Origin of the sequence: Neorhizobium petrolearium (assembly GCF_029854435.1) — a bacterium.
In the GTDB taxonomy this organism is placed as follows: Bacteria; Pseudomonadota; Alphaproteobacteria; order Rhizobiales; family Rhizobiaceae; genus Neorhizobium; species Neorhizobium petrolearium.
Genome location: NZ_CP123000.1, coordinates 4,093,200 through 4,108,926, shown reverse-complemented (window position 1 = coordinate 4,108,926; position 15,727 = coordinate 4,093,200). Strand labels below are relative to the sequence as shown.

The window sequence follows — 15,727 nt, the reverse complement described above, 5'->3', positions numbered from 1 at the left end:
GGAAAATATGATGAATCCGCTTAGAATGACCATTGAGACGATGCGCCTTGGCGGCCATCGCGGTCATAGCGCAGGCGCTCCGGAAAACACGCTCGCCGCGTTTCGAAAGGCTTTTGAATACGCCGGCCGCCTCGTCACGTGCGAGACCGATCTCGGCATCACGAGCGATGGTGAACTGGTGCTGATGCACGACAAGACCGTCGACCGGACCACCAACGGTCACGGTATCGTGCAAAAGATGACGTATTCGGAGATATCCAGGCTTGATGCGGGGAGTTGGTTCAGCGAGGAATTCGCCGGAGAACGGGTGCCGCTTCTCAGGGATGCGCTGCAGCTCGCCCGCGAGCTCGGCATCATCTATCAGCTCGAGCTGAAGATCTACGACCGCAATGACGTCTTCTTCCCGAAGCTGAGGACGCTTATCGATGAATTGGGCTGCGCCGACCTTCTGCAGTTTTCCTCGTTCGACTACGTTCAGCTGAAGGCGGTGAAGGAAGCGATCCCTGAAGTGCCGACCGTTGGCCTGATGCACTCCCGACTGATCGACCCCGCCGCCATTGCCCGGCAGGCGAATCTCGATGCGATGAACATCGAGGTCTACCACTTCGCCAGCGGCGAGGCACACCAGCTTCATGAGGATGGTTTCGCCGTATTCACCTACCTGCCGGCCCTGTATCACGAGAAGCTCATGCAATACGGCACCGATATCGAAGCCCAGGTCGTGCAATGGGTTCGCGAGGGCCAACTGGACCAGCTTCTCGGCGACGACGTGGCGCAAGTGACAAGGCTCAGGGATAGAGCCCGTGGCTGATATGCATAACTCGGCCTCGGCCGCTTGCGCGGTCAAGGCTGTCGTCGAGGACATCGCAAGGGAGGCCGGAAAGCTGGCCCTGACCTACTTTCAATCGCTGGCGAGCCTGCCAGTCGAGAAAAAAGGTCACCTCGATCTCGTGACCGAGGCCGACAAGCAGGTTGAGGAACTGCTGATCGCCAGACTGCAGGAAGCCTTTCCCGATGACGGCATCTTCGGCGAGGAGGGCGGAGAAATCCCCGGAACCTCCGGTCGTATCTGGGTTATCGATCCAATCGACGGGACATTCAACTTCGTCCGGGGCGGCCAGAACTGGGCGGTTTCCATCGGTATTTACGAAAGCCGTCGGCCGGTATTCGGAGTGATCCATGCGCCTGCACGGGGCCTGACCCTCGTCGGAGGCAAGACGGTGCCGACACGGCTCAACGGCAAACCGGTCAAGCCGCTTCCCGCCCTCGACATGTCGCGAGCCTCGATCGGGTTGAGCTTCCATCCCTCGGTATCGACGGCTGACCGGCTTGAAGTCATACGCTTCATCTCGGACGACCTTGGCATCAGCTTCCGCGTCGGAGGGGCAGCCACGATTTCGCTGGTCGAAGTGGCGATGGGCGAAACGGATGGCTATCTGTCGCTTGGGGATTCGACCTGGGATGTGATGGCAGCACTGCCGATCCTCGACAATCTCGGTATCTTGCACACGATCGATTGGGATGGGATCGACCTGTCATCGAAGCTTCGTTTCGCATGTGGAAGCCCCGAGTTCTTGAACAAGGTGCATCCGCTGCTAGAGCGCGTCCCGCTGCCCGCAAAATCGCTCGAAGCCATGGAACAAGGGGCCTAAAAGGCGCTGTGCCACCTACGTATCCCTGATCGCTGCGACGAGCCGATGCTTCGATCGCGGCGACGCCGAAGGAAATGGGCAAGGCGGCCGCAGCCGCCATTCCCAGGGTCTCCGGTACGACCCAGGTTCTTGCCGCTTTGACCGCCCGCAAGGATGCATGCGATCCGCGCATGTCAAAGCTTGCGACCTTTTGGTCGACGAAACGGTCATGAACCACCGACGGCCGCGATCTCGCCCGTGGCTGCCTAACCTAGGCCGTGGGCTGGTGCCAGGGGGCGGCAGACGACCGATTGATAAGGTCCGGGGGGCCCATTACGTCCATCGCGGAGCCAGACCAGACACCGCCGAAGGCCGAAATGATCGGCTCGGAGTTGGGCCGCGATCCTGCGATACTTGTCACATCAAACCCTCTTGCTGGGCCTGATAAACGGTTCGGACGCTGGGTCGAAAACCCAGGCTGCGGGCGAGAGACGTGTCAACATGCAGATACCACGGATTTGGGAGAGACTCGAACCTTGATTCCAACCGGTTACCCAGCAGACCCGCGAGCTCGTAGATGGACGAGGGCGCCTCGTCCGCAACGTTCACGATACGGCGATCGAATGTACCGTTCAGTGCAAGCTTGATCGCCTTGGCGATGTCACGATGGTGAATCGTGCTCATTCGTTGCGCCGGATGCCAGGTGCCGACGTATTTGGGAAGAGATTCGAGATGTCCGTCGCCGTCGCCATACACGAATGGAAACCGGACGATGGACCAGTTCAAACCGCTTTCGCGCAGTTCCTTCTCTGCGGCCACCTTGCTCGCCGGATAGGCGTGCTGTGGATCGACCGGATCGTCTTCTCGTCCCGGATGGGGATTGTCGTTGTTGTAGACATGGCTGGTGCTCGACAGGATGAACCGCGCGTCGGGAGCATGAGCCTTCGCGGCGGCAATCAGGTTGCGTGTCCCATCGAGGTTGCTTTTCCAGATGAGATCGGTGTCCTGCGTGCGAAACACCGCGGCAAGGTGCACGATGGCGGAAACGCCATGCACGGCGTTCGGGAGGGTCGAAGGGTCGAGAATATCGCCCGTCATGGCCTCTATGCCATCAGGGCAGGCTTTGCCCGCCCGGAGCAAGGCACGGCAGGCAAACCCGGCTTCCACCAGCCGCGGAAGAAGTCGTTCGCCAACGAGCCCAGTGGCTCCGGTTATCAGTACGGTCATCTGCTCAATCCTTTCGCAACAGGTTCTGCAGTCGTTCGGTCGCCGATCGCAGGACACGGATGGTCGTGGCCAGCTCGGCCTCATCGATGCCGCCGAAAGCAGCTTCGTGAATGAAAGAAAGATCGGGAAGTTTGCGCCACAGCGCCTTACCTGCGGCTGTCAACGTCAGCAGACGCTGGCGCTGATCTTCTCCGATCGAGGTCTGCTCGACCAGGTCTTTGCGGACGAGGGTCGCGATGATGCCGCTCAAGGTCGCCCGTTCGAGTTCGAGGGCGCGTCCGAGGTCGCGCTGAACGGACGGGCCGTGGTTCGCGAGATGCCAGAGAACGTACCATTGCGTGGATCCCAGATCGTAGGGCCGCAAGGTTGCGTCCATAAGGGCGCGGCCCGCGAAGTAGCACCGCTTCGTCCACGCTCCCACGGAGAGGTGCTCGGTGTTCGCCTGATCCCGCATGTGAAAGTCTCGCCATTTCGTTCGCTACCATACAATAATTGCAAGGTAGCGAACGAATGTCAAGAGCGGGTGGGTCCCAGCCTGGGGCGCGGCGTTCTAGAGATGCTCGGTTAGGAAGGTGCGCATGATCGCCGCGATCTCGCCCGCGTGCGTCTCCAGCGCGAAATGGCCTGTATCGAGCAGATGAACATGGCCTCGCGGCAAGTCGCGCTTATCGAACGGGCGGATGCAAAAGGCTTTACGGCGCCAAGGCCGGCGGCTGCAACTGAGCGGTCGGCAGCAAGAATGTGCGAACGCCCGTTTCGACTTTATCCTCTCTTCAGCGCTTGTTGCCGTAACGGAAGCGAAAGTTGCCGGATGATCAGTGACGCTGGAGGAAGGAAACGCGGTGGTCGCGCCGACGCCCTTACAGCCGATCTCCAAGGCGTGGCATTTGGCAACTGTTAGGTCGCTCCTTCCCTGTTCCGTTCCGGGAGAAACGGCTTGCGGCGCTTAACGCGTTGGCAACTAAAGGGAGGGCAGCGGAGATTTTTTTCATCCATATCGGAAGATTCTGCAAAAGATATTGGTTTCCTGAAAGACAAATCACTCCGGCCTATGCACCCCTATCGATGCGGCGCTATCCGTTCTGGGGAATCAATCGCGGCACTTGGCGGACCTAACTTTATAGCCGCGAGCGATATCGGGACCCCTGGTTGAGGATAGCTTAATTCGACGAGGGGACTTTGCATGCGGAAGCCAATTTCGCTGCGCGATATCGCGCGTCATTCGTGCAGCATAGCAGAGATCGCATCTGATGATCGACGTACACGCTCGAGGCATGTTGCGGATGCAAAAAAACACAATCGAAAAGACCGGTTTTCGGGCGCGGGATCGCGAGCCGGCGCGTCGCCGTCGCTATCAACGAAGCTTTCGGCTTTCGGTTTTCCGGCATTGGCCCTGCTCGGCAGCGTCGCGCTTCCGTTCGATGCATCGGCAGATCCGGGAACGCCCGGCGTTCCGCAGGCTCCCGTTGCGATCTATGCGGATAACTTCCAGAACCGGCCCGGCCCCACCCCGATCGTCAAGCTGAACACCTACACCAGCACTTCCGGCCAGACCTACACGGCCGATCCGAAATGGCTGACGAACTGCAATGGCTGGATCGCCTCCGCCAACCAGTCGACAACTGCTGCCGGCCCAGCCGGTGCCACGGAATGCACGAATACAGCGACCTGGAACACGGTTCAGCGCCTTTCCTGGGCGCTTGGACTTCATGCAGGCCAGACGCAGGCCACCGCACAGGGCAATTTTGCGGTTTCGGCCATGACCGCAGGCAATCCTGGCGCCGGACTTGTAGAGTTCCAGACGGCAACGAATATAGCATTCCCCACAAGCAATCGTTTCTTGACCTTCAGTGTCGATGTCGCGGCCGTCAATTGCCAGGTATCTCCGCCGCTGCTGCAATTCTCACTCGTGAACGAAGCAGGCAACGCTACGCCGGCAGGCACGCAGATCAACGGCTGCTCAAGTGGAACGACACAGACGCCGCCAGCGCTCGGCGGCGCGCCGGCTTCCACGATTACCACGGGAACCTACACGTCTAACGGGGCGGTGCTGATCAGCGGCGCCTCCTTCGGCATCCGCATGGTCAACAACAACGGCAGCGGGACCGGTAACGACCACGCGTTCGACAATGTCAGCGTCCTCGATGCAACGCCGCAGCTCGACAAGGAGTTCGGCCCGACCAGCGTGGCCGTCGGGGGCGTGTCGACCCTGACATTCACGATCACCAACACCAGCGAGTTGGGGGCAAAGACCGGGTGGTCGTTCACGGATGCTCTTCCGGTCGGCCTGAGGGTGGCATCCGATGAGATCAGCACGACCTGCCCATCGGGTGTCGTGACGGCAGCCGTCGGTGGATCGACCATAGACGTCTCGGGAAATCTCACCGCCGGCATGGCTTCGTGCACGGCGACCGTGCCGGTAACGTCCAGTTCCGCCGGAACCTATACCAACGACGCATCGAACATCACGTCGGCCGTCGGCATCAACCCGCCAGGCAGCACCTCGGTCACGTTCGGCACCCAGCCGAACTTCGTGTGCGATTCGACGATGTATTTCGGAATCAATGCGCCCACGCGGCTTCATCGGGCCGATACCAGCACCAATCCGTTCACCTTTCCCGGAATCGGCGCAGTGAACAGCCCCGGCTACAATGCGATGGGCTACGACGTTGTCAGCAACTATATTTACGCGACGCGCTGGGACAGCACCACGAGCAGATACCGCCTGTTGCGGATCGGCAGCAACGGTTCCGTCAGCGACCAGGGTCCCATCGTCGGCGGCGGCATCAATAACGGTTCGGGGCAGGTAGCCTCGGGTGTTGTGGGCCCGGACGGCTACTACTATGTGAAGGAGAACTCCGCCTCCAACGTGATGTGGCGCGTGGACCTGACCACCCGGACGGCTACCAGCATTCCGCTCAACCGCACGATCTCGAACGCGGACCTGGCCTGGCACAACGGGCTCATCTATACGCATGATAGCACTTCGGGCATCTTCTATTCGATCAATCCGACGACGGGAGCGGTAACTGCCATCGGGCAGTCGGGTCTTTCCGTGGACGCGTTCGGATCGTTGATCAGCGCCTCGAACGGTATCTTTGGCCGTTACAATAGCGGTGGGTTCTATCAGTTCGACCTTGCAACAGGCGTGGCGACACTCATTTCGGATGCGCCATCGGGTGCCGGCGACGGTGCCAAATGCCCTGTCACGGCTGTAAGTCTTCCCGCCGACACGCAGATCACCAAGACCGACGGCAGCAACACCTATACGCCGGGCACCAACGTCACCTACACGATGGTGGTCTCGAACAGCGGTCCGTTCGGCGTTCAGAACGCGTCGGTAAACGATCCGCTGCCCGCCGGTATCACCGGGGCGAGCTGGACTTGCGGCGGCGCAACGAATGGCGGTGTCTGTGGGACGGCGAGCGGCACAGGCGCCATTAGCGACGTCAAGGTGAGCCTGCCCGCAGGCAGCTCCGTCACCTTCGAATTGACCTTGACGGTGCCAGCGGACTTCACCGGCGATCTGGTGAACGCCGCTACGGTAGCCAATCCCTCGAGCGTGCCTGACCCCGATACGAGCAACAATTCGGCAACGGACACGGACACCGCTGCGGCTCCGGCACTGACGATCGAGAAGACCGGCACGCTCAACGACCTCGACGGTGATGGGCTCATCGATGCCGGCGAGACGATCAGCTACAGCTTTGTCGTGGAGAATACCGGCAATGTGACGCTGACCGATGTCACGGTGGACGATCCGCTGCTCACGAATGCCGGTGTTTCCGTGTCCCCAGGCCCGCAGACTTTGGCGCCCGGCGGGACGGCGACATTTACGGCGACCTATACGCCGACACAGGCCGACATCGATGCAGGACAGGTGTCAAACACCGCCACCGGCACCGGTACGCCGCCGTCCGGCCCGCCGATCGACAGCCCGCCGGATACGGTCGTCGTGCCGCCGGACCAAACGCCGGGGCTGACGATCGAGAAGACCGGCGTGCTGAACGATGCCGATGGCGACGGGCTCATCGATCTCGGAGAAACGATCAGCTACTCCTTCCTGGTGCGTAACACCGGTACGGTGACGCTGACCGGCGTGACGGTGGACGATCCGCTGCTTGCCAATGCCGGGATTTCGGTAACGCCCGGCCCGCAGACGCTTGGACCCGGTGGAACCGCGACCTTTACAGCGACCTATACACCGACCCAGACCGACATCGATGCGGGGCAGGTGGAGAACACCGCGATCGGCAGCGGCACACCACCGTCCGGCCCGCCGATCGACAGCCCGCCGGATACCGTTGTCGTGCCTCCGGACCAGACGCCCGGGCTGACGATCGACAAGACGGGTACGCTCAATGATGCCGACGGTGACGGGCTCATCGATCTCGGCGAGACGATCAGCTACTCCTTCCTGGCGCGCAACACCGGTTCGGTGACGCTGACCGGCGTGACGGTGGACGATCCGCTGCTCGCCAATGCCGGCATATCGGTCACGCCGGGACCCCAGACGCTGGCGCCCGGCGGAACGGCGACGTTTACGGCGACCTATACGCCGACCCAGGCCGATATCGACGCGGGCCGCGTGGAGAACACGGCGACCGGCACCGGCACGCCGCCATCCGGGCCGCCGATCGAAAGCCCGCCGGATACCGTCGTGGTCCCTCCGGATCAGTCGACCGGCCTGGTTATCGACAAGACCGGCACGCTGAATGATCTCGACGGTGACGGGCTCATCGATCTCGGCGAGACGATCAGCTACTCGTTCCAGGCCCGCAACACCGGCGCCGTGACGCTCACCAATGTGACGGTGAACGATCCGCTGCTCACCGATGCCGGCATCGCGCTGGATCAGGGGCCGCAGACGCTGGCACCGGGGGCGACCTTCACCTTCACTGCGACTTATACGCCGACCCAGGCCGACATCGATGCGGGGCGGGTGGAAAACACGGCGACAGGCACCGGCACGCCGCCGTCAGGTCCGCCGATCGAAAGCCCGCCCGACACAGTCGTGGTGCCGCCGGACCAGACGCCGGGACTGACGATCGAGAAGACGGGTGTGCTGAACGATGCCGATGGCGACGGCCTCATCGATCTCGGCGAGACGATCAGCTACTCGTTCCTGGTCCGCAATACCGGGGCGGTGACGATGACGGGCGTGACCGTCGACGATCCGCTGCTTGCCAATGCCGGGATTTCGGTAACGCCCGGTCCGCAGACGCTGGCGCCCGGCGGAACCGCTACCTTTACCGCGACCTATACGCCGACCCAGGCCGATATCGATGCGGGCCAGGTCGAGAACACGGCGACCGGCACCGGCACGCCGCCGTCCGGCCCGCCGATCGACAGCCCACCGGATACGGTCGTGGTGCCCCCGGACCAGACGCCCGGACTGACGATCGAGAAGACCGGCACGCTGAACGATGCCGATGGCGACGGCCTCATCGATCTCGGAGAAACGATCAGCTACTCGTTCCTGGTCCGCAACACCGGCACCGTGACCATGACAGGCGTGACGGTGGATGATCCGCTGCTGACCAATGCCGGCGTTTCCGTGTCCCCAGGTCCGCAGACGCTGGCGCCCGGCGGAACGGCGACCTTTACCGCGACCTATACACCGACCCAGGCCGATATCGACGCGGGCCAGGTCGAGAACACCGCGACCGGTACCGGCACGCCGCCGTCCGGCCCGCCGACGGAGAGCCCGCCTGACACCGTTGTCGTGCCTCCGGACCAGACGCCCGGATTGACGATCGAAAAGACCGGCAGACTCAATGATGCCGATGGCGACGGGCTCATCGATCTCGGCGAGACGATCAGCTACTCCTTCCTCGCCCGCAATACCGGCACCGTGACGCTCACCAATGTCACCATCGATGACCCGCTGCTAACCAATGCCGGGATTTCGGTCACGCCGGGACCGCAGACGCTGGCTCCGCGGGGGAGTGTCACCTTCACGGCGACCTATACGCCGACGCAGGCCGATATCGACGCGGGCCGCGTGGAGAACACCGCGACCGGCACCGGCACGCCGCCGTCCGGGCCACCGATCGACAGTCCGCCTGACACCGTTGTCGTGCCGCCGGACCAGACGTCCGGACTGACGATCGAAAAAACCGGCACGCTGAACGATGCCGACGGTGACGGTCTTCTCGATGCCGGAGAAACGATCAGCTACTCGTTCCTCGTCACCAATACGGGTGCCGTGACGATGACGAATGTCACGGTCAACGATCCGCTGCTCGCCAATGCCGGGATCTCGGTGTCACCTGGCCCGCAGACGGTGGCGCCTGGTGGAACGGTGACGTTTACTGCCACCTATACGCCGACCCAGGCGGAGATCGATGCGGGCCAGGTCGAGAACACGGCGACCGGTACCGGCACGCCGCCATCCGGCCCGCCGACGGAGAGCCCACCGGATACCGTCGTGGTCCCTCCGGACCAGACGCCCGCACTGACGATCGAAAAGACCGGCACGCTCAATGATGTCGATGGCGACGGGTTCATCGATCTCGGAGAGACGATCAGCTACTCCTTCCTCGTCACCAACAGCGGTGCCGTGACGATGACGAATGTCACGGTCGACGATCCGCTGCTCACCGATGCCGGCATATCGGTCACGCCGGGACCCCAGACGCTGGCGCCTGGCGGTACGGCGACCTTCACGGCGACCTATACGCCGACCCAGGCCGACATCGACGCGGGCCGTGTCGAGAACACCGCGACCGGTACCGGAACGCCGCCTTCCGGGCCGCCGATCGACAGCCCGCCCGACACCGTCGTTGTGCCGCCCGATCCGGCATCGGATCTCGTGATCGAAAAGACCGGCACGCTGAACGATGCCGATGGCGACGGCCTTCTCGATGCCGGGGAAACGATCAGCTACTCGTTCCTGGTGCGCAACACCGGGGCGGTGACGATGACCAATGTTACGGTCAACGATCCGCTGCTCGCCAATGCCGGCATATCGGTCACGCCGGGACCCCAGACGCTGGCGCCCGGCGGAACGGCGACCTTCACGGCGACCTATACGCCGACCCAGGCCGACATCGACGCGGGTCGTGTTGAAAACACCGCGACCGGCACGGGCACGCCTCCGTCCGGGCCGCCGATCGAAAGCCCGCCGGATACCGTTGTCGTGCCTCCGGAGCAGACGCAGGGACTGACGATCGAGAAGACAGGCACTCTCAACGATGCCGATGGCGACGGTCTTCTCGATGCCGGCGAGACGATCAGCTACTCGTTCCTGGTCCGCAATACCGGTGTCGTGACGCTGACCAACGTCACGGTCAACGATCCGCTGCTCGCCAATGCCGGCATATCGGTCACGCCGGGACCCCAGACGCTGGCGCCCGGCGGCAGCGCGACGTTTACGGCGACCTATACGCCGACCCAGGCCGATATCGACGCGGGCCGTGTTGAGAACACCGCGACCGGCACCGGCACGCCGCCATCCGGCCCGCCGACGGAGAGCCCGCCCGACACCGTTGTCGTGCCGCCTCAGCCTGCCAGCCTGAAACTGCAGAAGACCGGCCGCTTCACCGATACTGATCGAAACAGCTATACGAACACTGGTGATACGGTGACCTATACCTTCACGGTCACCAACGACGGCGGGCAGACGATCACCAATGTCTGGCCGGTAGATGCAGGGCCTACCTTCAATGGGCGACCAGCCGGAGCTTCCCTGTCCAGGTTCACACCGGAACCTGTCACATTGGCTCCCGGCGAAAGTCAGGACTTCACTGCAGTCTACACGCTGACGCAGGGAGATGTCGAAAACGCGGCGGGCATCCCGGATGGCATCGCCAACTCTGCCACAGCAAGCGGTCGCACCCCCGACGGCGAAGTCAGTTCGGACAATTCCACGTCCGTTGTCACACCGCCCGCAGCCGTTCCAGGTGACATTTCCGTTACGAAGATTGCCAACCTCAGGTTCATCCGTCGTGGTGAAAAGGCACCGTTCACCATCCGCGTCACCAACAACTCGGGCGCGCGGGTGGATGCTCTGACGGTCATCGACACGATGCCGGCAGGCTTCCGCTATGTGGAAGGCTCGGCGACCGTCGACGGCACCAAGGTGACGCCTGAAGTGGTCGGCCGACAAATCCGCTTCCGCGACGTGTCCGTCGGCAGCAAATCCACGGTCGAGATTCAGATCAGGCTGCTGGCGCTGAGCACGGCCGGGCCGGGTGAGCATGTGAACCTTGCCCATGTCGTGGATCCCAGCGGCGATCAGGTCGGCAATGAAGCCCGCGCGGTCGTCGAGATCATCGTCGAACCGGTCTTCGACTGCGGCGACATCATCGGCAAGGTGTTCGATGATACCAACCGCAACGGCTATCAGGACGAGGGCGAGCCGGGACTCCCCGGCGTAAGGATCGCGACGGTCAAGGGCTGGTTGATCACCACCGACCAGTATGGCCGCTTCCATGTCGCCTGCGCGGATCTTCCCGAGACACGCATAGGGTCGAACTTCATCATGAAGCTCGATCCCAGAACCCTGCCGACCGGCTACCGCCTGACGACGGAAAACCCGCGTGTCGTACGCCTGACGGCCGGCAAGATGACCGAGCTCAACTTTGGGGCTTCGATCGGCCGCGTGGTCCGGCTCGACCTCAAGGGCGAAGCCTTCGTGTCAGGAAAGGCCGAACTCGACAAGCGCTGGGCGGATGGCATCGACCAACTGATAACCGTCCTGGCTCAAGAGCAGTCGGTGCTCCGTCTCTCCTACATCGATGCGGCCACTGAGCCCGAACTCGCCGAGGCGCGCGTGCGCCACATCAAGGAGCTGGTTGCCGACCGATGGCGGCAGCGGAAGCGGGCCTATCCGCTCAACATCGAGACGCGCGTGGAGGCGGGACAATGAGGCTTCTTGTCACGAACATCGATCTTTCCCGGCTGCTCCTGAACCGCCGGCTCGGCCTCCTCCGCTGCACCGCGATGGCAGGCCTGCTTGCCATGTCGCCGCCGGCGGCAGCGCAGGAGAAGGCCGAAAAGGGCGGCAGAATTTCTGCGGACAGTTCGGTGCACCGTCTGGCGATCGGCGAAAATACGGAAGCCGAAACACCTGCGGATGCTCCCGCCATTCCCTTCATGATCGAGGTCGATGGGGAAACAGTGGACAAGAGCGCCGAGCCGGAGGCAACCGATCGGCCGGCCGCCAAAACCAGCCGCTTGACGTCTGGCGAAGCAAAGCCGAGCGATCGTCCGGTGGACCGGCAGCGGCAGACGGATCTCGATTTGTCCGCGGTCGATATTCAGGTTAAGTTCGATGGGCTCGATACCGATCCTCTGCTCAATGTCTCGACCGTGCCCGTGAAAAGGACATATCGGGCCGGAGAGGAGGTCCGCTTTCTTGCAACCTCCAACTATCCGGCCTTCATCGAACGGGCGGAAGTCCGCATCTTTGAAACGAAGGGGCGCGATAAAGATCGGCCAATCGCCACGATTCCCGTTGCGGTCAACGGTGAGGCAGCCTGGATCATGCCCGAGGCGAAGGAGGCCGATTTTGCGTATGTGCTGCGCGTCTACGATGCCAAAGGGCGTTACGACGAGACGGTACCGCTGACCATCGCCAGAACCGATCGCGGGTTTGCTCCCGATCGGAAGCAGGACAAGGCCACGGCACCGGGGACAGGCGAAGACCGGACGGCCTTCCGCAACATTCCCGTTGTGGGAGGGGCGGTGACGGTCTATGGGAAGCAAGTCCCGGCCGGACATGCGGTACGCGTGCTGGGCGAGGAGATCCCCGTCGATCCGAAACAGGCCTTTGTGGTCCAGCGGATCTTGCCGCCCGGGGACCACGCCGTTGATGTCGCCATCAAAGGCGTGTCAAAAACCGGTGGGCTGTCCTTCAGCCGTGATGTCAACATCCCTGACAACGATTGGTTCTACGTGGCACTCGCCGATCTCACGATCGGAAAGCGCACGGGCGATGCTCATATCGAGGAAGTCCGCCCCGGTGAATATGACGAGGTTTATTCGAAGGGAAGATTGGCTTTCTATCTCAAGGGCAAGGTCAAGGGGAAATACCTGCTTACGGCCGCCGCCGACACGGGGGAGGACGACCTTGAAAAGCTCTTCCGCAATCTCGGCAGCCAGGATCCAAGGCAGATCCTGCGCCGGCTTGATCCCGATGACTATTACCCCGTCTATGGCGACGATTCCACCTTCACGGAAGACGCACCCACCAAGGGCAAGTTCTATGTTCGGCTGGAGCGCGGAGACAGCCACGTGATGTGGGGCAACTACAAGACCCAGATTACCGGCACCGAGTTCCTTCCTTCCGACCGTGCGCTTTATGGGGCCTCCGCCGTCCACCGATCGGAAGAGACGACGTCCTTCGGCGAGCGTCGGACGGAGATTACCGCCTATGCCGCCCAACCTGACACGCTGCCGCAGCGCGAGGAGTTCCTGGGCACTGGCGGCTCTGCCTATTTCCTGAAGCGCCAGGACATTGTCGAAGGTTCCGAGACGGTAACCGTAGAGACCCGTGATGCGGTGACCGGCCGGGTCCTCGAACGGCGCGTGCTTACCTATGGCGAGGATTACTCGTTCGATTACATGCAAGGCGTCATCATCCTGCGTCGGCCGATGTCCTCCATGACCGGGACTTCCGAACCGGTCCGCAATGGAGCGCTTGGCGGCGGCAAGCTTTATCTGGCCGTGCAGTACGAGTTCGAACCCATCGTGAGCGACGTCGACGGCTATGTCTATGGTGGCCGTGCGCAGCACTGGATAAACGACAAGATACGTGTCGGCGTGACCGGCATGAACGACAGTACCGAACTGGCGGATCAGAAAGCCTATGGCGCCGATGTCACTCTCCGGCACTCCGACAATACCTTTCTGAAGGCCGAGGTCGCCCATTCAAAAGGGCGGGGCTTCGACCTGTCGCACTCGAGCGATGGCGGTCTGACCTGGGGCAACGACGAAACAAGCTATTATGGCGATCCAAACGACGATGAAGGATCGGCCTATCGCGTGGAAGGTCAGGTCGATCTCGAGGAGCTTGGGACAAGCATTAAAGGCAAGATCGGCGGGTATTACGAGAAGAAAGAGGCCGGTTTCTCAACCCTCTTTGACGATGTGACCGTCGATCAGCGTATCTGGGGAGCGCATGCCGATCTCGATCTTACCCCGAAAACCGGTGTCAAGTTCACCTATGACGATCTGACCGACGATCGCGGTCAGGTGCGCCGCGACGGTACCGGGAGTGTCAGCTATAAATTCGACGAACATTGGAAGCTGTCGCTCGGCCTCGACTACACTGAATTGATGTCTCCCTTGGCCATAGCATCCGGCAAATCCGGCTATGACGGTTCACGTCTGGATGCGGGGATGCGTCTGGATTACCGGATAGATGACGACCGGCTGATTTATGCCTTCGCACAAGGGACCCTTGATCGCTCCGGTGACATCGACCGCAACGACAGGGCCGGCGTGGGTGCCAAGGTTCAGCTTACCGACACGATCGGGGCGGAAGGTGAGGTCTCTTATGGCACGAACGGCCTGGGCGGTCTTGCCGGCCTTACCTATGATCCGAATGCCGACAGTCACTACTACCTAGGCTATAAGCTCGATCCCGACCGCGCGTTCGATCTCCACAATACCCATGACCTGTTCGGCGACGACAAGGGGACCGTTGTTCTCGGCATGCGCCGCAAGATGAATGATCTGCTCTCTGCCTACAGCGAGAGCACTTACGATATGTTCGGCAATCGCAACTCGCTCACCCAGACCTATGGCGTCATGTACACACCGGATGCCATGTGGACCCTGGACGGTGGGCTGGAAATCGGCCAGGTGCGCGACGAGACGGTCAATGCCGATACCGATCTACAATATGAAGACTTCGAGCGGTACGCGCCGTCGCTCTCCGTCGGCTACAAGGACGAGGAGAGGGGCATCAACGCTCGTGTGCGAGGGGAAGTGCGCATCGAACGTTCCGACAATGGTACCCGCGACCAGAATACCTATCTCTTCGCGGCAGGGCTTGGCTGGAAGACCAATCCCGACTGGCGGCTGGTCACCCATCTGGATGCCGTTCTTTCCGACAGCCAGTCATCCGATGCGTCGTTTGCAGATACCGACTACGTGGAAGCATCGATCGGATATGCCTATCGGCCGGTGGACAATGAACGTCTCAACGCCCTTTTCAAATACACCTGGCTCTATGACCTGCCGGGCAACAACCAGCTGATCAGCGGCGCCACGGGCGACCAGTTCGCTCCGGCGCAGCGCAGTCATATCCTCTCGGCGGACGTCAATTACGACCTGACGCCCTGGCTTACCATCGGAGGCAAATACGGGTTTCGCCTGAGCGAGGTCCGCTACCGGACCAGCAACGGCTCAGGTTCCGGTTTTGAGGAGGAGTGGCAAAAATCGACCGCCCATCTTGGCATCGTCCGGGCCGATCTTCACGTCATCAAGAGCTGGGATTTGTTGGTTGAAGGCCGCGTCATGCATATGCCCGAAGCTGAGACGACCGACTTTGGGGCGCTCGCAGCGGTCTACCGCCATGTGGGAGACAACTTCAAGGTCGGCGTAGGCTACAACTTCGGCAGGTTCTCCGACGATCTGCGTGATCTTACCTTTGACGATGAGGGCGTCTTCCTAAACGTCGTGGGAAAGTTCTGATCCGCGGGACATGTCCCTGGCAGCGACGGCTCCAACGGTCTCCTCAGAGACGTCCGGGCGAAGCCTGCCTGGTTGATCTGTGATCCTCAGGCAGCGGTCATGCTGGTGCCTCATCATTCGCACTATTGAACGCGACACGGTCCATACATCGGCTGATTCCACTTCTGCGTTCATTGGTCGTTCTGATGCGCCAGTGCCACATCGATACACAACTATGAGTACAA

General features: G+C 61.8%; 6 protein-coding genes and 1 pseudogene. 4 read left to right on the top strand and 3 right to left on the bottom strand.

The features are described 5' to 3' along the window. Positions 1 to 10 precede the first annotated feature (10 nt). Positions 11 to 811, top strand: coding sequence for a glycerophosphodiester phosphodiesterase family protein (locus tag QEO92_RS19970; protein WP_037153518.1), 801 nt, complete (start codon positions 11 to 13; stop codon positions 809 to 811). 1 nt (position 812) lies between these two features. After that, complete coding sequence (locus tag QEO92_RS19965; RefSeq protein WP_037153516.1) at positions 813 to 1,652, top strand: inositol monophosphatase family protein; 840 nt, start codon at positions 813 to 815, stop codon at positions 1,650 to 1,652. Positions 1,653 to 2,048: 396 nt separating this feature from the next. On the opposite strand, the gene QEO92_RS19960 is transcribed toward QEO92_RS19965, so the two are convergent. From QEO92_RS19960 to QEO92_RS19950, 3 genes and pseudogenes are all read right to left on the bottom strand, one after another. Continuing rightward, positions 2,049 to 2,858: an NAD-dependent epimerase/dehydratase family protein gene (locus QEO92_RS19960; protein ID WP_037153503.1), complete on the bottom strand. Its 810-nt coding sequence runs from the start codon at positions 2,856 to 2,858 to the stop codon at positions 2,049 to 2,051. Positions 2,859 to 2,862: 4 nt separating this feature from the next. Further along, entirely contained in the window at positions 2,863 to 3,312 is a 450-nt protein-coding gene (locus tag QEO92_RS19955; RefSeq protein ID WP_037153496.1) for a MarR family winged helix-turn-helix transcriptional regulator, read from the bottom strand. 96 nt (positions 3,313 to 3,408) lie between these two features. After that, positions 3,409 to 3,525: pseudogene (locus QEO92_RS19950) on the bottom strand (alpha/beta hydrolase); the annotation flags it as partial. Between the two features lie 720 nt (positions 3,526 to 4,245). Here QEO92_RS19950 and QEO92_RS19945 point away from each other — a divergent pair. Together QEO92_RS19945 and QEO92_RS19940 are read left to right on the top strand one after the other, a co-directional pair. Next, positions 4,246 to 11,730, top strand: a complete 7,485-nt coding sequence (locus QEO92_RS19945; protein ID WP_227704191.1) for a DUF11 domain-containing protein — start codon at positions 4,246 to 4,248, stop codon at positions 11,728 to 11,730. After that, a complete protein-coding gene (locus tag QEO92_RS19940; protein WP_227704190.1) occupies positions 11,727 to 15,503 on the top strand; it encodes a TonB-dependent receptor in 3,777 nt (1,258 codons plus the stop codon). Before QEO92_RS19945 ends, QEO92_RS19940 begins: the two co-directional genes overlap by 4 nt. Positions 15,504 to 15,727 lie beyond the last annotated feature (224 nt).